General features: G+C 73.4%; 26 protein-coding genes. 10 read left to right on the top strand and 16 right to left on the bottom strand.

From position 1 onward, the window contains the following. Nucleotides 1-172 precede the first annotated feature (172 nt). Genes OEB99_RS02055 through OEB99_RS02030 form a run of 6 tightly spaced genes read right to left on the bottom strand, consistent with a single transcriptional unit; the run spans nucleotide 173 to nucleotide 4,378 of the window. Nucleotides 173-400: a ferredoxin gene (locus OEB99_RS02055; protein ID WP_263507995.1), complete on the bottom strand. Its 228-nt coding sequence runs from the start codon at nucleotides 398-400 to the stop codon at nucleotides 173-175. Next, nucleotides 397-1,665 carry an NADH-ubiquinone oxidoreductase-F iron-sulfur binding region domain-containing protein gene (locus OEB99_RS02050; RefSeq protein ID WP_263507994.1) on the bottom strand — a complete coding sequence of 423 codons (1,269 nt, stop codon included), beginning with the start codon at nucleotides 1,663-1,665 and terminating at the stop codon, nucleotides 397-399. The genes OEB99_RS02055 and OEB99_RS02050 overlap by 4 nt, the downstream gene beginning before the upstream one ends. Then, nucleotides 1,662-2,393 carry a ferric reductase-like transmembrane domain-containing protein gene (locus tag OEB99_RS02045; protein ID WP_263507993.1) on the bottom strand — a complete coding sequence of 244 codons (732 nt, stop codon included), beginning with the start codon at nucleotides 2,391-2,393 and terminating at the stop codon, nucleotides 1,662-1,664. Before OEB99_RS02045 ends, OEB99_RS02050 begins: the two co-directional genes overlap by 4 nt. Further along, the gene (locus OEB99_RS02040; RefSeq protein ID WP_263507991.1) at nucleotides 2,390-3,439 is read right to left on the bottom strand and encodes an FAD:protein FMN transferase; all 1,050 of its coding nucleotides are present in this window, start codon (nucleotides 3,437-3,439) and stop codon (nucleotides 2,390-2,392) included. The genes OEB99_RS02045 and OEB99_RS02040 overlap by 4 nt, the downstream gene beginning before the upstream one ends. Continuing rightward, complete coding sequence (locus OEB99_RS02035) at nucleotides 3,436-3,912, bottom strand: hypothetical protein (RefSeq protein ID WP_263507990.1); 477 nt, start codon at nucleotides 3,910-3,912, stop codon at nucleotides 3,436-3,438. The genes OEB99_RS02040 and OEB99_RS02035 overlap by 4 nt, the downstream gene beginning before the upstream one ends. Beyond that, a complete protein-coding gene (locus OEB99_RS02030; RefSeq protein WP_263507989.1) occupies nucleotides 3,905-4,378 on the bottom strand; it encodes a hypothetical protein in 474 nt (157 codons plus the stop codon). Before OEB99_RS02030 ends, OEB99_RS02035 begins: the two co-directional genes overlap by 8 nt. Nucleotides 4,379-4,831: 453 nt before the next feature. On the opposite strand from OEB99_RS02030, the gene OEB99_RS02025 reads away from it, so the two are divergent. Beyond that, nucleotides 4,832-5,821 (top strand): endo alpha-1,4 polygalactosaminidase, encoded by a 990-nt coding sequence (locus tag OEB99_RS02025; protein ID WP_263507988.1) that lies wholly within the window; start codon nucleotides 4,832-4,834, stop codon nucleotides 5,819-5,821. Between the two features lie 64 nt (nucleotides 5,822-5,885). On the opposite strand, the gene OEB99_RS02020 is transcribed toward OEB99_RS02025, so the two are convergent. Further along, nucleotides 5,886-7,148, bottom strand: coding sequence for a sensor histidine kinase (locus OEB99_RS02020; protein WP_263507986.1), 1,263 nt, complete (start codon nucleotides 7,146-7,148; stop codon nucleotides 5,886-5,888). Beyond that, entirely contained in the window at nucleotides 7,145-7,825 is a 681-nt protein-coding gene (locus tag OEB99_RS02015) for a response regulator transcription factor (RefSeq protein ID WP_263507984.1), read from the bottom strand. The genes OEB99_RS02020 and OEB99_RS02015 overlap by 4 nt, the downstream gene beginning before the upstream one ends. Before the next feature lie 123 nt (nucleotides 7,826-7,948). On the opposite strand from OEB99_RS02015, the gene OEB99_RS02010 reads away from it, so the two are divergent. From OEB99_RS02010 to OEB99_RS01985, 7 genes are all read left to right on the top strand, one after another. Beyond that, the gene (locus OEB99_RS02010; protein WP_263507983.1) at nucleotides 7,949-8,575 is read left to right on the top strand and encodes a hypothetical protein; all 627 of its coding nucleotides are present in this window, start codon (nucleotides 7,949-7,951) and stop codon (nucleotides 8,573-8,575) included. An 85-nt stretch (nucleotides 8,576-8,660) separates the two neighbouring features. After that, nucleotides 8,661-9,878, top strand: a complete 1,218-nt coding sequence (locus OEB99_RS02005; RefSeq protein WP_263507982.1) for a M20 metallopeptidase family protein — start codon at nucleotides 8,661-8,663, stop codon at nucleotides 9,876-9,878. A 111-nt stretch (nucleotides 9,879-9,989) separates the two neighbouring features. Next, nucleotides 9,990-11,066, top strand: a complete 1,077-nt coding sequence (locus OEB99_RS02000; protein WP_263507981.1) for an ADP-ribosylglycohydrolase family protein — start codon at nucleotides 9,990-9,992, stop codon at nucleotides 11,064-11,066. A 214-nt stretch (nucleotides 11,067-11,280) separates the two neighbouring features. Then, nucleotides 11,281-11,655, top strand: coding sequence for a thioredoxin family protein (locus OEB99_RS01995; protein WP_263507980.1), 375 nt, complete (start codon nucleotides 11,281-11,283; stop codon nucleotides 11,653-11,655). An 11-nt stretch (nucleotides 11,656-11,666) separates the two neighbouring features. Next, nucleotides 11,667-11,783, top strand: a complete 117-nt coding sequence (locus tag OEB99_RS19805) for a hypothetical protein (RefSeq protein ID WP_489667137.1) — start codon at nucleotides 11,667-11,669, stop codon at nucleotides 11,781-11,783. A 181-nt stretch (nucleotides 11,784-11,964) separates the two neighbouring features. Then, nucleotides 11,965-12,264, top strand: coding sequence for a type II toxin-antitoxin system VapB family antitoxin (locus tag OEB99_RS01990; protein ID WP_263507979.1), 300 nt, complete (start codon nucleotides 11,965-11,967; stop codon nucleotides 12,262-12,264). Beyond that, nucleotides 12,264-12,962: a LytR C-terminal domain-containing protein gene (locus OEB99_RS01985; RefSeq protein ID WP_263507978.1), complete on the top strand. Its 699-nt coding sequence runs from the start codon at nucleotides 12,264-12,266 to the stop codon at nucleotides 12,960-12,962. The genes OEB99_RS01990 and OEB99_RS01985 overlap by 1 nt, the downstream gene beginning before the upstream one ends. 23 nt (nucleotides 12,963-12,985) lie before the next feature. Here OEB99_RS01985 and OEB99_RS01980 read toward each other — a convergent pair whose 3' ends face one another. Further along, entirely contained in the window at nucleotides 12,986-14,320 is a 1,335-nt protein-coding gene (locus OEB99_RS01980; RefSeq protein WP_263507977.1) for a uracil-xanthine permease family protein, read from the bottom strand. 190 nt (nucleotides 14,321-14,510) lie between these two features. Between OEB99_RS01980 and OEB99_RS01975 the strand changes: the two genes are divergently transcribed. Together OEB99_RS01975 and OEB99_RS01970 are read left to right on the top strand one after the other, a co-directional pair. Then, nucleotides 14,511-14,933 carry a DUF4190 domain-containing protein gene (locus OEB99_RS01975; protein ID WP_263507976.1) on the top strand — a complete coding sequence of 141 codons (423 nt, stop codon included), beginning with the start codon at nucleotides 14,511-14,513 and terminating at the stop codon, nucleotides 14,931-14,933. Nucleotides 14,934-14,970: 37 nt separating this feature from the next. Further along, the gene (locus OEB99_RS01970; RefSeq protein WP_263507975.1) at nucleotides 14,971-15,459 is read left to right on the top strand and encodes a DUF4190 domain-containing protein; all 489 of its coding nucleotides are present in this window, start codon (nucleotides 14,971-14,973) and stop codon (nucleotides 15,457-15,459) included. A 67-nt stretch (nucleotides 15,460-15,526) separates the two neighbouring features. Here OEB99_RS01970 and OEB99_RS01965 read toward each other — a convergent pair whose 3' ends face one another. The 7 genes from OEB99_RS01965 to mtnA form a co-directional block, all read right to left on the bottom strand. Beyond that, nucleotides 15,527-16,465: a TIGR03560 family F420-dependent LLM class oxidoreductase gene (locus OEB99_RS01965; protein WP_263507973.1), complete on the bottom strand. Its 939-nt coding sequence runs from the start codon at nucleotides 16,463-16,465 to the stop codon at nucleotides 15,527-15,529. An 88-nt stretch (nucleotides 16,466-16,553) separates the two neighbouring features. Beyond that, nucleotides 16,554-16,970 carry an RbsD/FucU family protein gene (locus OEB99_RS01960; RefSeq protein ID WP_263507971.1) on the bottom strand — a complete coding sequence of 139 codons (417 nt, stop codon included), beginning with the start codon at nucleotides 16,968-16,970 and terminating at the stop codon, nucleotides 16,554-16,556. Between the two features lie 3 nt (nucleotides 16,971-16,973). After that, nucleotides 16,974-18,197: an S-methyl-5-thioribose kinase gene (mtnK, locus tag OEB99_RS01955; RefSeq protein ID WP_263507970.1), complete on the bottom strand. Its 1,224-nt coding sequence runs from the start codon at nucleotides 18,195-18,197 to the stop codon at nucleotides 16,974-16,976. 54 nt (nucleotides 18,198-18,251) lie between these two features. Next, nucleotides 18,252-19,280: an ABC transporter permease gene (locus tag OEB99_RS01950; RefSeq protein ID WP_263507969.1), complete on the bottom strand. Its 1,029-nt coding sequence runs from the start codon at nucleotides 19,278-19,280 to the stop codon at nucleotides 18,252-18,254. Continuing rightward, complete coding sequence (locus OEB99_RS01945; RefSeq protein WP_263507968.1) at nucleotides 19,281-20,846, bottom strand: sugar ABC transporter ATP-binding protein; 1,566 nt, start codon at nucleotides 20,844-20,846, stop codon at nucleotides 19,281-19,283. It abuts the gene before it with no gap. A gap of 61 nt (nucleotides 20,847-20,907) precedes the next feature. Then, nucleotides 20,908-22,020 carry a substrate-binding domain-containing protein gene (locus tag OEB99_RS01940; RefSeq protein ID WP_263507966.1) on the bottom strand — a complete coding sequence of 371 codons (1,113 nt, stop codon included), beginning with the start codon at nucleotides 22,018-22,020 and terminating at the stop codon, nucleotides 20,908-20,910. A gap of 46 nt (nucleotides 22,021-22,066) precedes the next feature. After that, a complete protein-coding gene (mtnA, locus tag OEB99_RS01935; protein WP_263507964.1) occupies nucleotides 22,067-23,104 on the bottom strand; it encodes an S-methyl-5-thioribose-1-phosphate isomerase in 1,038 nt (345 codons plus the stop codon). Between the last annotated feature and the right edge of the window lie 39 nt (nucleotides 23,105-23,143).

Below are 23,143 nucleotides of genomic sequence, written 5' to 3'. Positions count from 1 at the left end.
ACCTCCCCGGTCAGCCTGCCGCGCGGACCTGGACCGTGGCTGGACGCCCCCTGGACGATCCCTGACCGCCGGTGCCGCACCTCGGTCCCGCTCAGGTGTCGAGACAGGGGACTTCCGCCGAGGTAGGGATCTCCTCGCCCCTGTCTCGGCACAGAACCCCTGTCTCGAGCACTCAGCGCAGGGTGTCGGCCTCCTCGAGCCACATGGCGCGGCGGGGGCAGGCCCGCACGGCGCGCTGCGCGGCCTTGACGCCGCGCGCGTCGAGCTCGGCCTCGATCACCGGGTAGCCCCACCGGTCCAGCTCGACCACCCGGCCCGCGACCTGCGCGCACAGGCCGACGCCCTCGCAGGCCACCGGGTCGACCCTCAGCCGCATCGTGACGGCGGGTGCGCGGCTCACGAGTCGACCCCCGGCCACGCGATGTCGCCGGCGCCGCACGGCCGGCCCGCGGCGTGCGCGGCGACGTCGTCCGCGAACGTCGAGACCGCCGAGGCCACCAGGCGGGTCGCACCGTCCGGGTGGTGGCAGGCGCCGCGACCCTCCACGATCGCGGCGTCGGCCAGGAGCCTCGCCACACCGTCGCCGGACCGGCCCGCGGCGAGCGCGGTCATGCCCTCGGCGAGGGACGGGAGGCCGAACACGCACGGCCCGCACTGCCGGGCGCTCATCGACGCGAGGTACCCGAGCAACCCGGCCGTCTGGTGCACGCCGCAGGCCCAGGCGCCGAGCGGCGCGATCACCCCGGCTCCCAGGGTCAGACCCTCGGCGGCCAGCGCCGACTCGTCGACGGCCAGGTGCGCGACCCGCGCCCACCGGGCCCACATGCCGCCGTAGCCGCCGAGCAGCACCGCCTGCGGCGCCTCGGTCCACCCGAGGTCGACCAGCACGTCGGCGAAGGTCGTGCGGGCGTCCACCTCGACCACGGCACGCCCCTCGCCGAGCACCGTGAGCACCCGGGTCCCGGTGGGTGCCTGACCACGGGCGAGCAGCGCGACCCGGGCGAGCGTCTCGACGTTGTGCACCAGGGTGCGCGGCGCCCCGGGCTGCGGGTGGCGGCGAACGGTGGGCAGGGCCGGGCCGCCGTGCACCGCTCGCGCGATCGCACTCGCCTCGCCGGCCAGGTAGTGCACCGGCCCGTCCAGGATCTCGACCGCCGGGTGGCCGAGCACCCAGGGGCGCTCGCGGAGTGCGGCGAGCAGGGCCTGGCGCGCGCCGTGGTCGTCACCGTGCAGCCAGACCACGGCCCGCTCGGCGCCGAGCGCCTCGGCGGCGATCATCAGCCCGTCCAGCACGAGGTGCGGGCGCTGGCGCAGCAGCGTGCCGTCCTTCGCCGCGACCGGCTCGCTCTCGGCGCCGTTGGCCACGACGGTGAGCGGCCCGCGACCGGTCAGGGCGCGCCGCCACTTGGCCGTGACCGGCACGTGGGCGCCGCCCTGGCCGGTGAGGTGCGCCTCGTCGAGCGCGGTCATCAGCGCAGGCGAGCCGGTCGGCCGCGGGCCGAGCCGGTCGAGGTGCGTGCGGAGGTCCTCGGCCGGTGCGGGCTCGAGCGGGTCGGCGGGTCCGCCGGGCGCCAGCTGCACGGGGCCGAGCAGGAGGCACGGGTCGCCGACGGCCGGGCGGCCGGCGGGCAGCGGCGGCGTGCCGAACACGAGGGTGTCGCTCACCGACGGGCCTCCTGACGGCCGTGCCCGATCGGGACGACCCCGGCCCGGCGCGAGTCGTCGAGCTCGCGGGTGAGCTCGGCCACGCGGTCGGCGGGCGTCCGGGCGGCATAGCGGGTCACGGCGAGCGCGACGACCGCGGTCCCGGTCGCGATGTAGAACCACTGCAGCGCCGCGACGTCGGACCCGGCGAGCACGCTGTGCGCCCAGACCAGCACGAGCAGCGATGCTGCGACCTTGTGGATCGGCCACCAGATCCGGGCGGCGAAGCGTCCGGCGAGCGCTGCGGTGAGCCCGGTCAGCAGACCGGCCCAGAGCGCGATCACGCCGAGGGTCACGGCGACCGGCCGGTAGCCCGAAGCCATCGGCAGCAGCGCCCCACGCCAGCCCACCCCGGCCCACGGGTCCATCACCAGGACCACCACGTGCAGCGCGGTGAACGCGAGCGTGAAGGTCGCGAGCGACACGTGCACCGTGAGCCGGGTGCGCGGCGAGGGCCGGTGCCAGTGGCGCGACCACGGGTGAGCCTGGAGCAGTCCGGTCACGACCAGCGCGACCAGCAGCACGTAGGAGGCCAGTCCGCCCGCGCGGCCGAGCACCCAGGTCACCGCGTCGCCGCCCATCGCGTCGAGCACGAGCCACGCCGCGAGCGCGAGGCTCGCCGCGGTCGCCAGCGTGAGCAGCACCGTCGCGGCGCCGAGCGCCACGGGCGGTCGTTCGTGCGTCCTCATCGAGCCCTCCAGATGACGGCGGGGTCCATCGCGGCCGAGGTGTGCACCGACCCGTCGTCGGTCACCCAGGCCGCGGCCAGGCCACGCACCTCCGCCTGCGCGGCCACCTCGACCGCGCCGGTCAGGAACAGGGACTTGCTCCACACCTCGGCCCACGCCGGGTCCGCGTGCAGCACGGTCACGGACGCCAGGCCGGCGCCACCGGGCAGCCCGCGGCGCGGGTCGACCAGGTGGTGCACCGCGTGACCCTCGGCGCGCCACCGGCGGCGGCGGACCGACGAGGTCGCGACGGCGAGGTCGGTCACCGACAGGACGAGGACGGGGTCCTCGGGGGCGGGCGGGGTGGACGCGGGCCGGCCGGCTCCGGGGCGGTCCGTCGCGGCTCCATCGCCGCCGGCGAGCGGGTCCTCGACGCCGACCTTCCAGCCGTCGCCGTCCGGCCCGGCCCCGCCGAGCCACTCGTCCCCGCCGGCGTCGACCAGCACCGAGGTACCGGCGTCACTCAGCTCGGCAGCGGCCCAGCGCACCGCGAGCCCCTTGCCGATACCGCCGAGGTCGATCGGTGTCCCACCGAGCTGGAGCAACGCCTGGTCCGCGCCGTCGGCGATCACGAACGGCTCCCACGGTTCGGTGGGAACCGGGCGGGCGACGGCTCCAGCGCCGTCCGGCACACCCGGCAGCGCGGCCGGGTCGGTCGAGCCGACAACGTCGGCGAACGTGCGGTCGTAACCCCAGGTGAGCAGGGCCGCCAGCACCCGGGGGTCGAACAGGCCACCGGTCTCGCGGTAGGCCCGCTGCGCCTCGTTCACGGCGTCGGCGAGCTCGCGCGGCACCTGGTGCCAGGTGTCCGGGGTGGCGTTCGCGCGGGACAGCGCCGAGGTCTGCTCGAACCGGGTCAGGTGCCGGGCGACGGCTTCGATCCGAGCACGCGCTGCCGCGATCGCCCGGTCCGCGTCGGGCCGCGGGTCGACGACCCGTAGCTCGACGTCGCTGGCCATCGAGCGGAACGTGACGCTCCGCTCGCGAGCCGCCGCCCGGACGCTCATCCCGAACCCTTGGTCGTCGTCTGGACCGGCGGCGCCGGGGCGGGCGCGGGAGCGGGAGCAGGAGCCGCGGCGGGAGCCGGTGCCGCGGCAGCGCTGCTGCGCGACGAGCCCGACGAGCTGCTGGAGCGTCGGGCGGCCGCGTTGGCGGCGGCCTGCGCCTCGGCAGCGGCCTTGGCCTCGGCGGCGGCCTTCGCGTCCGCCTCCGCCTTCGCGGCGGCCTGGGCGGCCCGCTCGTCGAGCACCGCCTGGAGCTCGGCGATCCGCTGCTTGGCCTGCTCGACCTGGGCGAGCATCTCGGTGACCTGCGGGTCCGTGGTCGCGGTCGGCGTGGGCACCGGCTCCTCGCTCGGCGTCGGGGTGGCGGCCATCGGGTCGTGGGCACCGGCCCAGGCGACACCCGTGCCGAACACCCCGGCGCTGATCGGCACCACGGCGAGGGCCGCCAGACGGCGTCGACGCTGCTGGTCAGTCATCGGTGCCCTCGTACTCGCCGCTGTCCTCGCTCTCGTGCTCGTCCTCGTGCTCGTCCTCGTGCTCGCCCTCGTACTCGCCGTCGTCCTCGTGGTACGACTCGGTGGCGCTCGGGGCCGGCGCAGGGGCGGCCGGTGCGGGAGCGGGGGCCGGGGCGGCGTAGGTGGTGCGGGCCGGGGCGGGAGCCACGTAGTCATCAGTGGGCTCGGGCGTGGGCTCGGAGGTCGGCTCCTCGGTCGGCTCACCCGCAGCCACGGCGGCCTCGAGGTCGTCGACCTGACCGAGCAGGTCGTCCAGCGCCGAGGACAGCTCGTCGACCTGCGGGTCGTGCGTCTCGGTGACGCTCGGCTCCGGGGTCGGGCTCGAAGCGACCTGCGGCGTGACGGCGTTCGCGACGGCGACGACACCTGCCGTCACCAGGGCGACACCCGCGCCGGTGGCCATGACGGTGCGTGAGGTCCAGCTCATGACGGTCCCTTCCTCGACGACGCCCGGATGGCGCCTGCGGAGGTACGGTCCCTCGGCGCGGGTGAGGGGCGCGGCAAACGGCCGCTAAGGCTCGGTTAAGGGCTGGAGTGCGTTTGCGCTGGTCTGTCCGGGTTTCTGGCGGTCTTTCGGTGCCGGCGGCGGGTACCCACGTTGCGATGGACGCAAGCGTCGGGGTAGCCGAACCGGATCAAGGACTCGCGCTCGACCAGCTCGCACCTCGTCTGCCCGTAGGTCGGTGCGACGCCGGGCACCGTCGCGGCCGAGGACCCAGGGTTCGCCACCGGCTCCGCGGACTCCGAGCCCGGGCGCGAACGTCATGAGACCTGCGGCGAGTGAACCCACATCACTCACCCACCACCCCGCAGGCGGCCCGCAGCCGTAGCCTTCGAACCCGGTACGCACCAGCATCGATCGCAACGACCTCAGGCAGCCATGACGAACCCCGAACAACCCGGCACCACCGCGGTCCGCGCAGCAGTCCGGAGCTGGATCGCACCCTGCGCAGCCCTGGTCCTGACCGCGTGCACGGCGGGCGCCTCGACGAGCGCGTCCTCGTCGCCCGGCGGCACACCTGCCACCGACACCGCAACCACCACGGCGACCACCGGCCAGGCCGACCCGACCCGGACCGCCGCGACCCCGAACACCCCGACCGGGACCGCCCCCATCCCCACCCTGCCGCCGACCTCGGGTGTCTTCGACTACCAGCTGGGCGGGACGTCCGACACCGTGCGACTCGACGGCGCGACCCTGACGATCGACGTCGTGGTGCGCGACGCCACGGCCGAGCCGCTGCCGGGTGCGTACTCCGTCTGCTACGTCAACGGCTTCCAGTCCCAGCCGGACCAGGCGGACGTCTGGCTCGACCAGCCCGCCCTCCTCCTCCGCGACGCGGGCGGCACGCCGGTCGTCGACCCGGACTGGCCCGACGAGCTGGTCCTCGACCCCTCGACGCCCGCGCAGCGCGACGGCATCCTCGCCATCGTGGGGCCGCAGATCGAGTCCTGCGCGGACCGCGGCTTCGACGCCGTCGAGATCGACAACCTCGACACCTGGACGAGGTTCGACCAGATCCCCGAGGACGGCGCGCTCGCCCTGGCCGCCGACTACGTCTCGCTCGCGCACGACCTCGGCCTGGCGATCGCCCAGAAGAACGCGGCTGAGGTCGCCGACGTCGGGCACGACGACCTCGGCTTCGACTTCGCGATCGCCGAGGAGTGCTTCGCCTGGGACGAGTGCGACGCCTACCTGGACGCCTACGACGGTCGTGTGCTCGAGATCGAGTACCCGGACGCGCTCGACGACGCCGGCACCGACTTCGGCTCGGTCTGCGCGAGCTCCCACCGCGCGAGCCTGACGATCCTGCGCGATCGCGACCTGGTGAGCAGCACGTCCGCCGGCTACCGCTACGACTCCTGCTGACCTGTCCGGACGCGACCGCAGCCGGACCCCGGCCGCGCTCCCGCTACGCCCCCGCAGGCACCCGTCACACCGCCGGCAGCACGAGCGCGATCCGCAGCCCCGGGCCGGCGTCGGAGAGCTCCAGCCGCCCCCCGGCGCGCTCGGCCGCTCGCCGCGCCACGTCCAGCCCCAGCCCGGTACCCCCGCCACCGCTCGCGCCACGCGCGACGACCCGGACGTCCGGCAGCCCCGGACCCCGGTCGTGCACCGTGACGACGACTTCGGTCGCCTCCCGGCTCACCGCGAGGCCGAACGGCGTGCCGTGCGGCGTGTGCCGGAAGACGTTGTCCACCAGCACGTCGAGCGCCGCCCCGAGACTCGCCTCGTCGAGCGCGACCGGCGCGTCCAGGTCGGTCACGTCGAGGTCCAGCGCCCGACCCTGCGCCGTGGCGAGCACGGCCCAGAACCGCGCCCGGTCGGCCACCACACGCACGGCGTCGCACCGGGCCGGCGCGCGGCGGTCGTGCTCGCGCGCCTGGTGGATCACCGAGTCGACGGCGACCACCAGGTCCTCCACGTGCCCGGCCATCCGCTCCCGGTCGACGGGGTCGTCCAGCGCGTCCACGTCCAGGCTCAGCGCCGTGATCGGGGTGCGCAGCCGGTGCGACAGGTCCGCCACCAGCTCCCGCTCGTCCGCGAGCAGCCCGGCGACCTGGTCGCCCAGCTCGTTGAGCACCGCGCCGACCGAGGCGACCTCGGGCGGCCCGGACGGCGTGACCCGCGCCTCGAGGTCGCCCGCACCGAGCCGTTCGGCCACCCCGGCCAGGTCACGCACCGAGCGGGACAGCCGCGAGGCGATCCGGTGCCCGGCGAGGGCCGTCCCGGCCAGCAGCACCGCGCCGACCCCAGCGAGCAGCAGCCACGCCCGGGCGACACCCTCGGTCAGCTCGGACTCGGGCACGAACGTCCGGATCACGGTGGTGCCTGCCGAGCCGCCGACCGGCACCAGCACCTCGGCGCCGCCGGCCACGCGCGCGGTCAGTGCGGTGCCGAGTGCCGCGAGCTCGACGCTGTCGGTGCGCTCCGACGGCGCGCCCAGCACCCGGCCGTCGGGCAGGAACGCGGTGGTCGCCCGCTCCCCGGTGTTGACCGCGGCGAGGGTCGCGCGCAGCCGTGCCTCGTCGCCCGGGTCGCCCGCGAACACGGCGACCTGCTGCGCGTCGGACCGCCCCACCCCGAGCGCCCGCTCGAACGCGAGCGACCGGGCGAGCAACCCCAGTGGCACGAGGAACGCGACGAGGACCACCGAGGTCATCGCCAGCCCGTAGCGCACCAGGAGCCGTCTCACGGCGGCGGCACCAGCTTCACCCCGACACCGCGGACGCGGTGCAGGTAGACCGGGTTCTCGGCGGTCTCGCCGAGCTTGCGCCGCAACCAGTGCAGGTGGACGTCGACGGTCTTGTCCGCGCCGCCGTAGGGCTGGTTCCAGACCTTGGCGAGCAGCTCGCGCTTGCTCACCACCTCACCGGGTCGCTCGGCCAGGTGCGCCAGGAGGTCGAACTCCTTGGGGCTGAGCTCGAGCGGGTCGCCGCGCAGCGTGGCGGCGCGGGACCGGGGGTCGACGACCAGGTCCCCGACCACGAGGGGGGCAGCGGTCCGGTCCGGCGCGACCCGGCGCAGCACCGCCCGGATCCGCGCCTCGAGCTGGTCGGCCGCGAACGGCTTGACGAGGTAGTCGTCCGCCCCGGCGTCGAGCACCGCGACGATCCCCTTGTCGTCGTCGCGGGCGCTGATCACGATCACCGGCACGTCCGAGACCGCGCGGACCATCGCGAGCAGCGCGGTGCCGTCGAGGTCGGGCAGGCCGAGATCCATCAGCACGACGTCCGGCGGGTTGTCGACCAGGCTCTGCAGACCGTCCAGCGCGGTGGGCGCAGTCATCGTGGAGTGGTCGCGCGACGTCAGGGCCCGCACCAGCGCGGTCCGGATCGTCGCGTCGTCCTCGATGATGAGCACGTCGGCCACACCTCGGACGCTAGGGCATCGGGGGCCCGACGGGGGGTCGAGCACCCCGAGCGATCCCGACCGGGCTCGACCTTGTCGCCCTCTTAACCCTGCCTTGTCGTGCCGGTGCGGGACGATGGGTGCGTGGCCGGCGACCGACGTTCTCGCGGCACCGTCGTGGTGCTCGCGTGGCTCGGTGCTGCCGTGCTGACCGGCGCGGTGGCCTGGAACGCCGTGGCGGTGCTCTCCGACGACAGCCCACGCACCGGCGTGATGAGCGAGGAGGAGGTGGCCGCCGCGCTGACCAGCGCGCGGGCGGCGGCCACGACCGCACCGACGAGCAGCGCGACGAGCACCCCGACCGAGGAACCCACGTCCGAGTCCCCCACCGAGGAACCCACGGCGACCGAGGAGCCCAGCACCGACCCGACGTCGTCCGCCCCGAGCCACACCGCGACCGCGACCACACCCCCCACGTCCGCGCCCTCGACGTCCACACCGACCACCCCGCCGCCCGCGGCCGTCGCCGCGACCTGGCACGTGACCGGCGGGACCGTCTCGGTCGAGTGCCGGGCGAGCAGCATCACGCTGCTGTACGCGACGCCGGACAACGGCTGGACGGTCGAGATCGGCTCGCGCGGCCCGGAGAAGGTCGAGGTCGAGCTGCACCGCTCCGAGCAGGAGACCAAGCTCGTCGCCACCTGCTCCGGCGGCACCCCGACCAAGTCGGTCACCACCGAGGGCGACGGCGAGTCCACCGAGGACGACTGAGCACGTTCGGGCCCCGCGCGACCGGTAGCCTCGACGGGTCACCCCGCCCATCCCCGCGGGGTCCATCCGCCGCTGGAGACCACCGATGACCCACGCCTCCGACCCGCTGGTCGGCCTGCTCGACGACGCCCGCGCCCTGGCCCCCGAGCTCGACGAGCTCCGCCGAGCACTGCACACCATCCCTGAGGTCGGCCTCGACCTGCCCGAGACGCAGGCGGCGCTGCTCGAGGCGCTCGACGGCCTCGACCTCGAGGTGCAGACCGGGTCCGGGCTCTCGTCGGTCACCGCGGTGCTGCGCGGCGCGAAGCCCGGCCCGACGGTGCTGCTGCGCGCGGACATGGACGCGCTCCCGGTCACCGAGGACTCGACGGACGTGGTGCGCAGCGGCCACGAGGGCGTCATGCACGCGTGCGGCCACGACTTCCACATGGCGGGTCTGGTCGGGGCGGCCCGGCTGCTGCACGCCCGGCGGGCGGAGATCGCCGGGTCGGTGCTGCTGATGTTCCAGCCCGGCGAGGAGGGGCGGCACGGTGCCCGCCTGATGCTCGACGAGGGCCTCCTGGACGCGGCCGGCGAGCGGCCCGTCGGCGCCTACGGCCTGCACGTGTTCTCGGCGCAGACCCCGACCCGGGTCGTCACCGGCAAGCCCGGCACGGTCTTCGCGGCGGTGGACACGCTGCACGTGACGATCCACGGCCGCGGCGGGCACGGCTCGGCGCCGCACACCGCGCTCGACCCGGTGCCGGTCGCTGCCGAGATCGTCCTCGCGCTGCAGTCCGCGGTGACCCGGCAGTTCTCGATCTTCGACCCGGTGGTGGTCACGGTCGGCAAGATCTGGGCCGGCACGAAGGACAACATCATCCCGGCCACCGCCCACCTCGACGCCACGGTGCGCACCTTCTCGCCCGCCACCCACGACGTGATCGAGGCCCGGCTGCGTCGGGTGGTCGACCACGTGGCCGCGGCCCACGGGCTGACCGCGGAGATCGAGTGGGAGCCGGGCTACCCGGTCACCGTCAACGACCCGGCCGAGAACGAGCGCGCGGAGCGGGTCGCCCGCACGCTGCTCGGCGACGAGGGCTGGGCGACCATGACCGACCCGGTCGCCGGCGCGGAGGACTTCTCCTACGTGCTCGAAGAGGTGCCGGGCGCGTACCTGATCCTCGGCGCGACGCCCGAGGGCGCGGACCCGGCGACCGCGGCGTACAACCACTCGCCGCAGGCGACGTTCGACGAGAGCGTGCTGCCGGTGGGGGCCGCGTTCCTGGCCGGGCTCGCACTCGACCGGCTCGCCCAGGGCTGACCCGCCCGCCCGGCCGAATCGCCGGCGCGACCCGCCGCCGGCCCGGGATCACCCGCGGGTCATGCCGTGACCCCTTGGGTCCCACCCCGTCGATATGCCACGATCTGCATCGTGGATATCCGGGCTCGAGTGCGCGGGCTGACCGTCGGCTACTGCCTCGGTGACGCCCTCGCGCGGGTCCCGGACCCGGGCCGCGACCCGCTGCTCGCCGGCACGCCGAGCCTGATCTTCCTGCACGGCGTCGAGGCGATGATCCGGTCCTCGGTCCGCGAGGACCTCACCGGGCGCGGAGCGCTGCCCGCCTGCTCCTGGCACGCCACGGCCCGGTGGGCGTGGTCGACCCGGCAGGGCCACCTCCCGCAGGTGCGGCAGTGGCGGGACACCGCGTCGCCGCAGCCGTGGCCGGACGGCTGGCTCGCCGAGCTGAGCTCGCTGGCGATCGGTCGCGGCTCGGCACCCGCGGTCGAGGCCGCGCTCGAGCTCGAGGACCTCGACCCGCGTCCCGGCTGGTCCCCCGGCGACTCCGCGGGCGACCTCGTCCTGTCCCGCACGCTCCCCGTCGCGCTGCTCGCGGCCGACCAGGAGTGGAGCCCCGAGCTCGACGCCCGCGTCGCGACGTCCGCACGCGACGTCGCGGCCTACAGCCACGGCCTGCCCGCCCAGGTGATCGCCGTCGCCGTGACCCGGACCCTCGCGGAGACGGTGGCGCGCGGTGAGATCGCGCCCCTCGCCGACCCTGCACCCCTGCTGGACCTGTACGCCGACGTCCCCGACCAGCACGACGTGCGCAGCGCGTGCGCCGCCCTGGCCGAGCTCGCCGATCCGACCGCGACCCGGCTCCCGGCCACCGAGCTGGCCCGCGCCGGCGTTCCGTCGGGTCCGCGCACGGCGCTGCGTGCGCTCGCCGAGGCGCTGCGCTGCACCACCACGCACCCGGCGAGGGCCGAGGTCGACAAGGCCCTGCGCGAGGCCCTCGAGACCGGCCAGCCCGGCGCCGCCGCTCTCGCCGGCGCCATGCTCGGTGCCGCGCACGGCGTGCACGCCCTGCCGGTCGACGCCGTGGCGCGCCTGGACCTCGCACACGTGGCCGACCAGCTCGCGGGAGACCTCGCGCTCCAGGTCACCGCGCACCCGGCGCTCGTCGAGCGCGACGCCGACACCTGGCTGCACCGCTACCCCGCCTGGTGACGCACGCGCGGAGGAGCGGGCGGGCGCCCGCCCGTCGGCGGCCGCGTGCCGGCCCTGTCGGATCCGCGCGCAGCAGCAGGGGCCTTCGACCCAGGCGCCCGGCCGCGTCCGCGGGCGACGATGAACGCAGACCGCCCGTCCGGGACGGCCGAGTGGCGTTCCGTATACCCCCCGGGGTATATTGTGACCGCACGAGCCTTTCGAGGAGCGTCGGATGTCCACCGTGGACCTGACCGCCGAGTCGTTCGAGCAGACCGTCCGGGACAACCCGATCGTGCTGGTCGACTTCTGGGCGGTGTGGTGCGCCCCGTGCCACATGTTCGACCCGGTCTACGCCACGGCAGCCGCGCGCCACGACGACATCGTGTTCGGCAAGGTCGACACCGATGCCCAGCAGCAGCTGGCCATGGACCTGGGGGTCCGCTCGATCCCCACGCTCCTGGCCTTCCGCGACGGGCGCCAGGTGCGATCGGTGTCGGACGTGATGCCGCCCCGGGTTCTCGACAAGTTCATCACCGACATCCGCGCGATCGACATGGCCCACTTCGGCCGCGAGCCGATCGACGACATCCCAGAACTCGACATGTGAGGAGTCACCCTATGTGCAGCCCCGCCCGTTGCTCCGCCTGCGGCAAGGTCACCTGGTCCGGCTGCGGCCGGCACGTGGACGCCGTCATGGCGAGCGTGCCGAGCTCGCAGCAGTGCACCTGCCGCTGAGCGGCACCAGACCTCAGCGGCCACACCGCTGATCGCCGGCCCCGTGCGCCGCCACCCCTTCCCGGTGGCTCACGGGGTCGGCTTCTACGTTCCTCCGGGCGCCCGGGTCCCGGGCCGCGCTCTCGTCCGGGCCGGACCAGCGTCGCCGGCCCCGCCCGGCCACCCGGCTAGAATCGGGCCCGTGATCTTCAAGGCCGTGGGCGACGGGCGCCCGTACCCCGACCACGGTCTGACGACGCCCAAGCAGTGGGCCGAGGTCGCTCCGCGCCAGGTGCGGCTCGAGGACCTCGTGACCACCAAGCGCACGCTCGACCTGGACATGCTGCTGTCGGAGGACTCCACGTTCTACGGCGACCTGTTCGCGCACGTCGTGCAGTGGAAGGGAACGATGTACCTCGAGGACGGCCTGCACCGCGCGGTCCGCGCCGCACTCCAGCAGCGGCCCGTGCTGCACGCCCGAGTCCTGGTGCTGGACGACTGATGGCGACCGACAAGAACCGCGCCCGCCAGCTGCGCCGGCGCCACCAGCACGAACGCCAGGCCGTGGTCTTCGGCGGTCTGGTCGCGGGTCTCGCGGTGGTCGCGCTCGCCGCCGCCGCCGTGTTCACCAACGCGATCGACGTCCCGTTCCTCGCCAAGCCGTTCGCCACGCCCACCACCGCGGCCCCGACCGGCACCGTGCTGCCGGACCCGCCGTGCCCGGAGGAGGGCGCCCTCCCGCTGGACTACGCCGCGGTGAACATCACGGTGCTCAACGGCTCCGACCGCGCCGGCCTGGCCGGCATCACCGGGGACGACCTGGCCGCCCGGGGCTTCACGGTCGTCTCGACCGGCAACTACGACACGATCGACGTAGCGGCCGAGCTGCGCTTCGGTGCGAGCGGCATCAGCGCCGCGTACACGCTCGCCGCCCAGATGGCCACGCCCGCGCTCGTCCTGGACACCCGGGAGGACGCCAGCGTCGACCTCGTGCTCGGGGCGGACTTCGCCGGCCTGATCGACGCGACCGAGGTGGACCTCGACCCGACGGTCGCCCTGGTCGGCGTGGCCGGCTGCGTGCCCGCCGACCAGCTCACCCCGGTGCCCGGCCCGACGCCCACCGCGACGGAGGAGCCGACCGACGACGCCACGGACGGGGCGACCGACGCCCCCGCCGAGGGCGACCAGACCGACGGCTGATCGGCCCTCGACGGGGTCAGCGGTCAGACGTCGCTGAGCTCGGCACCGCCGGGGACGGAGGCAGGGCTGGCGGGCTCGTCGTGCGTGCCGCGCCACTTCGCGACACCCCGCATCACGTGGTAGATGCCGATCGCGGCGGCCGTGCCGAGCGCGATGCCCTCGAACCGCATGTCGCCGACCACCCAGGTGAAGTTCGCGATGCCGACGATCAGCGCGACCGCCGCAGTCGTGAGGTTCACCGGGTCGGAGAAGTTGACCTTGTTCTGCACCCAGATCCGTGCACCGAGCACGCCGATCATGCCGTAGAGCACGGTGCCCGCCCCGCCGAGCACACCGGCCGGGATGGTCGCGACCACGGCGCCGAACTTCGGCGACAGGCTGAGCACCAGCGCGGTCCCGGCGGCCACCCAGTAGGCAGCGGTCGAGTACACCCGGGTCGCCGCCATCACGCCGATGTTCTCCGCGTACGTCGTGGTGCCCGAGCCGCCACCGAGGCCGGCGAGCGTGGTGGCGATGCCGTCCGCCATGAGCGCCCGCCCGATCTTCGGGTCGAGGTCCTGGCCGGTCATCGCGGCGACCGACTTCACGTGCCCCACGTTCTCCGCGATCAGCACGAACACGACGGGCGCGAACAGGCCGATGACGTTCGCCGAGAACTGCGGCGCGTGGAAGGTCGGCAGGCCGATCCAGCCGGCCTCGGAGACCGCGGTGAAGTCGACCTCACCGAACGCCCAGGCCGAGACGTACCCGACCAGCACACCGAGCAGGATCGCGAGGCGGCCGAGGATGCCCTTGAAGAGCACCGTGATGAGGATGATCGCCGCGAGGGTGATGAGCGCTGTCGTGGGCGACGCCTGGACGTTGTTCCACGCCGCGGGCGCGAGGTTGAAGCCGATGAGCGCGACGATCGCACCGGTGACCACCGGAGGCATCACGATCTCGATCCAGCGGTACCCCGCGATCTGCACCACGATGCCGACCACCGCGAGCAGCACACCGGTGAGCAGGATGCCGCCGAGCGCGATCGGCAGCGTCTCGGGCGTGACCTGACCGGTCTCCGTGCCGGCCACCGCGGCGATCGGCGCGAGGAACGCGAACGACGAGCCGAGGTAGCTCGGCAGCCGGTTGCCGGTCAGCAGCAGGAACAGCGCGGTGCCGATCGCGGAGAAGAACAGCGTCGTCGCCGGTGGCATCCCGGTGATCAACGGCACCAGGAACGTCGCGCCGAACATCGCCACGACGTGCTGCATGCCGATCCCGATGGTGCGCGGCCAGCTCAGCCGCTCCTCGGGGGACACCACGGCGCCAGGAGCGACCGCGCGCCCCGTACCGTGCACCTGCCAGCCGAAACCGCTCATCCTCTGCTCCCTCGTGCGGCGCCTGGCCCCGCGGCGGGCGCGCGCGACCGGTCCGAGGGTAGCGATCTCCACGTTTCGGGCGTGCGTCTTTCTCAGGTGGGACACGGCAGCAGAAAGCTCAATCCCTGTGCCGCGTCAACCCCCTGTGGAATGCTGGGTTGCCACGACCGAGAACCCCCGGAGGAGCACCGTGAGCCAGCCCACCCCGTCCCCGTACGAGGGACAGCAGCCGTCCGAGGGCCAGCAGCCGTACCAGGGTCAGCCCTCGTACCCGGGCCAGCAGCCCTACCAGCAGCCCTACCAGCAGGGCTACCCGCAGCAGTACGCCCAGCAGGGCTACGGCTACACCCAGCGCGGCACGAACTCGCTCGCGATCGTCTCGCTCATCGCGAGCATCTCGAACTTCGTCATCCTGCCGCTGATCGGCGCCATCGTCGGCGTGATCACCGGGTCGATGGCGAGGAAGCAGATCGCCCAGACCGGCGAGGAGGGCGAGGGCATGGCCAAGGCCGGCGTCATCATCGGCTGGATCGGCATCGCGTTCGCCGTGGTCGGCATCATCTTCGTCATCTTCGTCGTGATGGCTGCGAGCACCAGCTCGTCCTTCAACTGAGCGACGCCAGCAGGACACCCGAACCAGAAGGAACATCGTGAGCCAGCCCACGCCGGACCCGAACGAAGGACAGCAGCCCTACGGCGGCGAGCAACCGCAGTACGGACAGCAGCCGTACCCGGGCGCGCAGCCCTACCAGCAGCCGTACCAGGGGCAGCCGTCGTACCAGGGCCAGCAGCCCTACCAGGGGCAGCCGTCGTACCCCGCTCAGCAGCCCTACCAGCAGCCGTACCAGCAGGGATACGCGTACGCGCCCAGCACGCCGACCAACACCATGGCGATCGTCGCGCTCGTCGCCGGCATCGCCGGCCTGTCGGTCGTGCCGTTCATCGGTTCGATCGTCGCGGTGATCGTCGGCCCGATGGCGCGCAAGCAGATCGCCCTGAGCGGCGAGCAGGGTGACGGGCTGGCGAAGGCCGGCCTGATCCTCGGCTGGGTCGGCATCGCGATCACCGTGGTGGTGATGGTCTTCGCGATCATCGTGCCGCTGATCTTCGTGGCGGCGAGCACCTCGTCGATCAGCTGACCGACCGTCCTCACGAACGGGGCGTCCACCGGGCCGGGTGGGCGCCCCGTTCGTGCTGGCGGACCCGTCAGAGCCGGGGGGCGACCTCCCGTGCCACCAGGTCGAGGTGCTCCAGGTCGGCCAGGTCGAGGACCTGGAGGTAGACGCGGGTCGCGCCGGCCTCGGCGACCTGGGCGAGCCGGTCGACGGCCTCGGTGACCGTCCCCGCGATGCCGTGCTCGCGCAGCTCGCCGGGCTCCCGCCCGATCGCTGCTGCGCGGCGCCGGAACTCGGCCTCGTCGGCACCGACCGCGAGCACGAGCGCCGCGGAGAGCGTCAGGTCGCCCGGGTCGCGGCCGACCGTCTCGCAGGCCGACCGGACCCGAGCGAACGCCCCGGGCAGAGCGTCGAAGGCCGCGAAGGCCGCGTTGTACTCGGCGGCGTAGCGGGCCGCGAGGGCCGGCGTCCGGCGCGGGCCGTTCCCGCCGACGATGATCGGTACCCCGACCCCGCCACCGACCGCACCGCACTGCACGGGCTTGGGCAGTCCCGGCGAGTCGAGGAGCGTGTAGTGCTCCCCGCGGTGCGTGTAGGTCTCACCGGTCGGGGTGCCCCAGAGCCCGGTCAGGATGTCCAGCTGCTCGGTGAGCAGGTCGAACCGCTTGGCCGGGAACGGGATCCCGTACGCGGTGTGCTCGGCCTCGAACCAGCCGGAGCCCATCCCCAGCTCGACCCGTCCGCCGGACATCTGGTCGACCTGCGCGACCTGGATCGCGAACGGCCCCGGCAGGCGGAAGGTCGCCGGGGTCACGAGCGTGCCGAGGCGGATCCGCTGGGTCTCGCGGGCGAGCCCCGCGAGGGTGGTCCACGCATCCGTGGGGCCCGGCAGGCCGTCGGTGCCCATCGCCAGGTAGTGGTCGGAGCGGAAGAACGCGTCGAACCCGAGGTCCTCGGCGGCCCTGGCCACCGCGAGCTGTTCCTCGTACGACGCGCCCTGCTGGGGCTCGGTGAAGATGCGCAGATCCATGCCGCCAGCCTGCCGCGCCCGCCGGGGCGACGCGAGCCCGGGTCGATGTGGTGCGCGCCTGCTCGCCGGAACCGGGCGCGCCGTCACGTCAGACGACGCCCTTGGCCACCATGACGCAGGCGTACGGGCGCTCCTCGGTGGTCCGGACGACGCAGAAGCACGATCGGGCCGCGGGGTAGAAGGCCAGGCGGTCGACCCCGAGCGCCCCGACCGCGCGGCCCTCTGCGAGGTCCACGACCGCCCGGACGTCCGCGAGGGCCGGCCCGTCGGCGCCGTCGTCGGTCAGCATGTGCCGCAGCGGGTGCTCCTGGAACCGGTCGACCGGCATGAGGCCGAGCACCGCCTCGAGGGCCCGCGGCAGATCCACGGCGAGCTCGACGACCGGGACACCGGCCGCGTGGGCCGGGTAGTTCCGGTCGACGACCGCGATCACGTCGCCGTGCCCCATCCGGGCCAGCAGCGCCAGGAGGTCGGGACCCAGCACCGGGTCGATGCCCTTGAGCACGACTCAGCCCCGGTGCCGCAGGAGCTCGTCCCCGCAGCGCCCGGCGAAGACCGCCGCCGAGACGTCGCCGTCGCGGCGGACGACGGCCCGGGCCGCGGCGAGCACACCGCGGGCCGCGCCGACCCGCAGCTCCTCCGGGAGGGTCTGCACGTCCGTCACCTTGGCCGCGCCGACGATCCGGCGGGACATCTTGGCCGCCGCGAACAGCCACGACTCGGCCTGCCAGTCCGCGATCCGCGACTCCAGGAACGAGTCCCTCCACACGCGCGCGTCGCGACGTTCGGGCCACCGCTTGCGGAACTCGCTCTCGAAGCCCTGCCAGGTCTGGTCGACCAGGCTCAGCGCCCAGCTGCCCCGCTCGTCGTCACCCATCGCGAAGGCTCGGGCGGCGGCGAGGACGTAGTTCGCCCAGGTCGCGCCCATGTCGAAGGCCACCGGGCCGTAGAACGCGAACTCGGAGTCGAAGACCTTGACGCTGTCGGCCCGGGTCGAGCCCTCGGGCGAGCGGACCATGACCGAACCGGTGTGCAGGTCGCCGTGGATCAGCGCCTCGCCGTGCGTCATGAACGCGTACTTGGCCCAGCCCATCGCGTCGACGAAGGTGTCGTCGGCGGCGAGCGCGGCGGCGTCCGGCTCGTTCTCCGGCAGGACGGCGTTGCGCCCCGCGTCGACCGACGGCTCGGTGAACACCAGGTCCTCGGTGATCTCGCAGAGCTCGGGGTTGATGGCCGCCGCCTGCGCGTCGGCCAGCTCCTGACGGCCCATCCCGAAGACCGAGGTGCCGAACGCCACCGCCCCGATGTACGTCCCGACGGCCTCGGCCGCGCCGTCGTGGGTGGCGCCCTCGTTGAGCGCGTGCCGCCAGACCCGGTGGTCGCTCAGGTCCTCCATGCCGATGATGTGGCGCTGCTCGTCGTGGTGCAGCACCTCGACGACCAGGTCGGGCACCAGGGCGTGGTGGCTGAGCAGCGACTGGATCTCGTGCTTCTCGCGCTCGGGGGTCATCGGCCACCCCTCGCCGACCATGCGCACGTACGGCAGCGCCTGCTTGACGACCACACCGCGACCGTCGACGTCCTTGGCCAGGAACACGAGGTTGAGGTTGCCGTCGCCGATCTCGCCGACGGACGCGAGGTGCTCGGCGTCGATCCGAGCCGCGAGCTCGGGCACGGACGCCAGGTACTCCGGCACCTCGTCGACGGTCAGGAACTGGTAGTCGGCCTCCATCGTGAGACTCCTCCTCGAGGCTCTGGCAGGTACCCGCCCACGGCGGGCGATGGCTCAGGTTGCGGGGGTGTAGCGGACCTTGCGGCGCGACAGGGTGAACGAGAAGAGCAGCGCGACGATCAGCACGAGGCCCTTCGCGGTGTCCTGGTGGTAGTACTGGAAGCCCTTCATCGTCAGCCCGGTGAGCACGATGCCGACCAGCAGCGCGCCGAGCAAGGTGCCCCACGCGTTCGGCTTGCCGAGGCCGAGCACCGAGGTGCCGACCAGTGCGACCGCGACGGCCTCGAGCAGGCTCGACGAGCCGGCGTTGACGTCTCCCTGTCCGATCCGGGACACCAGGATCAGGCCACCCACCGAGGCGAACACGCCGGAGATCACGTAGGCCAGGCCGTGGTAGACCCCGACCCGGACGCCCGCGAGCCGGGCCGCCTCGGGGTTCGCCCCGATCGCGTACATCAGGCGGCCCCACGTCGTGCGGCTCAGCACGAACCACGAGAGCACCACGAGCGCGAGCATGATGACCACCGGGAGCGGCACAGGTCCGACGAACCCGCGGTCGATCTTCAGGAAGCCCTCGGTGAAGTGGCCGGGCGCGACCGAGCCGTCCCGCAGCACCATGCCCGACGACACGGACTGGCCGGACACCGGGATGAGCTTGGCGCCCTGGATCACGAACATCACACCGAGGGTCGCGAGCAGGTCGGGGATCTTGCAGATCACGATCAGGAAGGCGTTCAGCAGACCGACGGCGAGGCCGCCGATCAGCACGACCACCACGGCGGTGACGCCGGTGAGGTTGTAGAAGACCATCGTCATCGCGGCCAGCTGCACGGCGAGGCCGGCGGTCGACCCGATCGACAGGTCGAGGCCACCGACCACCATCGTGAACGTCACGCCGAGGCCGAGGATCGCGGTCACCGACGTGAACTTCAGCATCGAGAACAGCGACGACGACGTCGCGAACGCCGGCTCGGTGAGGGCGAAGTACGTGAAGAGGATCACGGTGACGGCGATGAAGCCGTACTTCACGACACCGTCCTGCACACGGTTCATCGCCGTGGGACCGCTGAGCTGCTCAGGCACCTACGCCACCTCCGACATGCTGGTCACGATCGCGTCGTTGTCGACCGTGCTCGTGTAGGCGTCGAGCCGCAGGTGGCCCTCCACCATCACGAGGATCCGGTCGGCGATCTCCCTGATCTCCTCCACGTCGCTGGAGAAGACGACGACACAGGCGCCGGCGGCGGCCTGCTCGCGCGCGCGGCGGGAGATGTCCCCGCGCGCCCCGATGTCGACACCCCGGAAGGGTTCGTCGAGCAGCAGCACCCGTGGCCCGGCGTGCATCCACCGGCCCACCACGACCTTCTGCTGGTTCCCGCCGGACAGGGCGTCGACCGGCTGGTCGGGATCGGTCGCGACGACGCCGAAGTCCTCGAGGACGGTCCGCCCCACGGAGCGTTCCTTGCCGCGCTGCAGGAAGCTCCACCGGCTCACCGACCGCAGGAACGGCAGGGTGGCCGTCCAGGTCAGCGACCAGCCGGGCAGCATCGCCTCGGCGGATCGGTCCTCGGGCACGAGGTACACGCCGGCCCGCACGGCTTCGGAGGTGTGCCGGGGCGCGTAGGGCTCGCCGTCGAGCGTCATGGTGCCCGCTCGGAGCCGGTCGGCGCCGAAGATCCCGCGGGCCATCTCGGACTTGCCCGCGCCGATCAGGCCCACGACCCCGGTGACCTCGCCGTAGCGCAGCTCGAGGTCCACGGGATCGGAGCGGCGGAGCAGCCGCACACCGTGCAGCGTGATCGCGGTGGTGCTGCCGCGCTGCTCGACCAGGTCGTGCTGCGTGGCCAGACCCTCGCCGAGCATCGAGCGGACGACGGCCTCCATGTCGAACGGACGTTCCTGGCTGGCGCGGATCCGGCCGTCGCGCAGCACCACGAGGTCGTCGGCGAGCTCGGCCACCTCGCTGAGCCGGTGGGTCACGTAGAGCACCGCGACGCCGTCACCGCAGAGGCGACGGACCAGCGCGAAGAGCCGGTCGACCTCGCTCGCCGAGAGGGTCGAGGTGGGCTCGTCGAGGACGAGCACCTTGGGTCGCTGCACGAGCGCTCGGGCGAGCAGCAGCAGCTGGCTGTCGGCGATGCCGAGCTCGAAGACGTCCTTGGTCAGCACCGCGTCGGGCCAGTCCAGGTCGAGCGTGGCGGCGATCTGGCGGGCGCGGGGCATGAGGCGTCGCAGCGAGGACACCTTCGGGACCTCGCCCCGGACGACCTCCTCGAACACCAGGTTCTCGGCGACGGTCAGGCCCGGGACGATGTTCTCGTCGATGCGCTGGTGCACGGTCTGGATCCCGTGCCGGGCCGCGTGCGACGGGGACTCCATCGCGACGGCCTCGCCGTCCACCCGCACCTCGCCGCCGTGGTCCGGGTACACACCGGAGAGGACCTTGATCAGGGTCGACTTGCCGGCACCGTTCGCACCGAGCAGCGCCGTGACCCGGCCCGGCCGCAGGGTGAGCGTCACGCCCTTGAGCACCTCGTTCGAGCCGAACGACTTGGTGATCGCGTCGAGCTCGAGCACGGGTGCCGGGGGCTCGTGCTCCTGGGCGGCCGGGGGGCGTGGGGCGTCGCCGGTCGTGGTCGGGTCCACCATTGGTCCCTTCTCGTGGCGGACCGTGGCGGGCGGCCGGGGAGCCGCCCGCCACGGTTCTTCCTCAGAACGTGACTGCCGGGATCCAGTCGGCGCCGGAGACATCGGAGATGTTCAGCGCCGGCTCAGCGGCCCGCAGGTCGTCCATGTTCTTGATGTTGTTCTCCCGCAGGAAGTCCTGGGTCACGAGGATCGGCGGGAAGTCCACCGTCGCACCGTTCGGCAGCTCGCCCGCCATGTGGAGGAACAGCGTCCGGGTGACGGCCGCACCGATCGCGTTCGGGTCGGTCGCGCCGGTGGCCACCCACTGGCTGCCCTCGGCCGCCATCAGCTCGATGTCCGCCGCGGAGATGTCCGCCCCGTAGACCTTGATGCCGTCGGCGATGTCCGGGTTCTGCTCGAGGGCCGACAGCGTGCCCTTGGTGAACTCGTCGTACGGCGCGTAGATCGCGACGACGTCCGGGTTCGACTTCAGGGCGCTGGAGACCATGGGCGCGGTGTCGGTCGCCGTGGAGTTGGTGAACGAGCCGGTGTAGAACATCTGCTCCCAGCCGTTCGCGTCGAGCGCCGCACGCCACACGACGTCGCGACGGTCGAGCGGGGCGATGCCGGCGACGTTGACGTAGCCGACCTTCTGGTCGGAGCCGATGTCCTTGAGCATCTGGTCGAGCACGAGGCCGGCCATGTCGGCGTCGGACTGCTGGGTCTGCACGGCGTCAGGCGCGCAGGTCTGGATCTCCACGTCGTAGATCACGACGGGGATGCCCTTCTCGATCGCGGCGTTCACACCCGGGCACAGGGTGTCCGGGTAGCCGTGGCGCACGACGATGCCGTCCACGCCCGAGGCGATCGCCTGGTCGAGCTGGCTCGCCTGGGTCGCGTTGTCGCCCTGGGCGTCGTACACGTCGAGCTCCACACCCAGCGCCTCGGCCTGCTGACGCGTGCCGTTGAGGTACTGCTGGAAGTAGTCGCCCTGCCCGCTCTGCTGGACGATCGCGATGCGCACGTCGCCGTCGAACGGCGCCGGTGCGTCGCCGGTGACCTCGGTCGTCGAGCCGGCGTCCGACGTGCTCGACTCCGCGGACGTCGGGTCGGTCGTGGTGCCCTGGCTGCAGGCGGCCAGCGCGAGCAACGACGCCCCGGTGATCGCGGCCATCAGGACCTTGCTGTTCCTCATGGTGCTCCTCTCCTCGCGCGGCGACGGTGCCGCGTGTGTCGGTCGGTCAGCCCGCGATCCGCGCGAGCAGCTCGGGATGGGGGGTGGTGGCCGGTTCGACGACGCCGCGCTCGGTGACGACCGCGCTGATCAGGTCGTTGGGCGTGACGTCGAAGGCCGGGTTGTAGCCGATCGCCCCGATCGGGGCCGTGCGGCGGCCGCCGAAGGCCGTGACCTCGGCTGGGTCGCGTTCCTCGATCACGATCTCGCCGCCGGTCGCGGTGCCGAGGTCGACGGTCGAGGACGGCGCTGCGACGACGAACGGGATCCCCGCTCGCTGGCACGCGAGCGCCAGGGCGACCGACCCCACCTTGTTGGCGGTGTCGCCGTTGGCGGTGATCCGGTCGGCGCCGATGATCGCGACGTCGACGAGTCCACGCAGGATCGTGCTGGACGCCGCACCGTCGACCTGGACGACATGGTCGATGCCGTCCTGGGTGAGCTCCCAGCTGGTCAGCCGGGCGCCCTGGAGCAGCGGTCGGGTCTCGTCGGCGTAGACGAGCTCGAGCGCACCACGGCGGTGCAGCTCGTGGATGATCCCGTAGGCCGTCCCCCACGCGGTGGTCGCCAGCGCACCGGTGTTGCAGTGCGTGACGACGCGGACCCGGTCCTTTCCGGTCCGCGCGAGGATCCAGTCCGCGCCGATCCGGGACAGCTCGCGGTTGGCCGCGCCGTCCTCGTCGATCACGGCCCGGGCCTCGTCCAGCACGGCCGCGACACCGAGCGGCATCGCCGGGCGGACCCGGTCCACGCCCCACGCGAGGTTCACCGCGGTGGGACGCGCGTCACGGATCCGCTCGACCTGGGCGGCGAGGGTCGCGTCGTCCCAGCCCTCCGCCTCGCCCTGAAGCATCGCCACGGCCACGCCGAGCGCGCCGACCGCGCCGAGGGCGGGGGCACCGCGTACCGCGAGCGTCACGATCGCGTCGACGAGGGCGTCCACGGTGGTGATGTCGAGCAGCACCTCGGCCTCGGGCAGGCGGGTCTGGTCGATCAGGCGGATCATCGGCCGCGGCTCGTCGAGCCACTCCACTGCGAGGACCACGGGACCTCCTTCGAACTACGTTGTCCGACAACTGACGGC

Origin of the sequence: Actinotalea endophytica (assembly GCF_025717005.1) — a bacterium.
Classification (GTDB): Bacteria; Actinomycetota; Actinomycetes; order Actinomycetales; family Cellulomonadaceae; genus Actinotalea.
The sequence above is the reverse complement of the archived record's forward strand: the minus strand, read 5'-3'. Positions and strand labels throughout refer to the sequence as shown.

Excerpts from the sequence above, each read along its gene's own strand:
- OEB99_RS02045 (WP_263507993.1), bottom strand. The coding sequence starts at position 2,393 with ATGAGGACGCACGAACGACCGCCCGTGGCGCTCGGCGCCGCGACGGTG.
- OEB99_RS02040 (WP_263507991.1), bottom strand. The coding sequence starts at position 3,439 with ATGAGCGTCCGGGCGGCGGCTCGCGAGCGGAGCGTCACGTTCCGCTCG.
- OEB99_RS02035 (WP_263507990.1), bottom strand. The coding sequence starts at position 3,912 with ATGACTGACCAGCAGCGTCGACGCCGTCTGGCGGCCCTCGCCGTGGTG.
- OEB99_RS02030 (WP_263507989.1), bottom strand. The coding sequence starts at position 4,378 with ATGAGCTGGACCTCACGCACCGTCATGGCCACCGGCGCGGGTGTCGCC.
- OEB99_RS02025 (WP_263507988.1), top strand. The coding sequence starts at position 4,832 with ATGACGAACCCCGAACAACCCGGCACCACCGCGGTCCGCGCAGCAGTC.
- OEB99_RS02005 (WP_263507982.1), top strand. The coding sequence starts at position 8,661 with ATGACCCACGCCTCCGACCCGCTGGTCGGCCTGCTCGACGACGCCCGC.
- OEB99_RS01995 (WP_263507980.1), top strand. The coding sequence starts at position 11,281 with ATGTCCACCGTGGACCTGACCGCCGAGTCGTTCGAGCAGACCGTCCGG.
- OEB99_RS19805 (WP_489667137.1), top strand. The coding sequence starts at position 11,667 with ATGTGCAGCCCCGCCCGTTGCTCCGCCTGCGGCAAGGTCACCTGGTCC.
- OEB99_RS01985 (WP_263507978.1), top strand. The coding sequence starts at position 12,264 with ATGGCGACCGACAAGAACCGCGCCCGCCAGCTGCGCCGGCGCCACCAG.
- OEB99_RS01980 (WP_263507977.1), bottom strand. The coding sequence starts at position 14,320 with ATGAGCGGTTTCGGCTGGCAGGTGCACGGTACGGGGCGCGCGGTCGCT.
- OEB99_RS01965 (WP_263507973.1), bottom strand. The coding sequence starts at position 16,465 with ATGGATCTGCGCATCTTCACCGAGCCCCAGCAGGGCGCGTCGTACGAG.
- mtnK (WP_263507970.1), bottom strand. The coding sequence starts at position 18,197 with ATGGAGGCCGACTACCAGTTCCTGACCGTCGACGAGGTGCCGGAGTAC.
- OEB99_RS01945 (WP_263507968.1), bottom strand. The coding sequence starts at position 20,846 with ATGGTGGACCCGACCACGACCGGCGACGCCCCACGCCCCCCGGCCGCC.
- OEB99_RS01940 (WP_263507966.1), bottom strand. The coding sequence starts at position 22,020 with ATGAGGAACAGCAAGGTCCTGATGGCCGCGATCACCGGGGCGTCGTTG.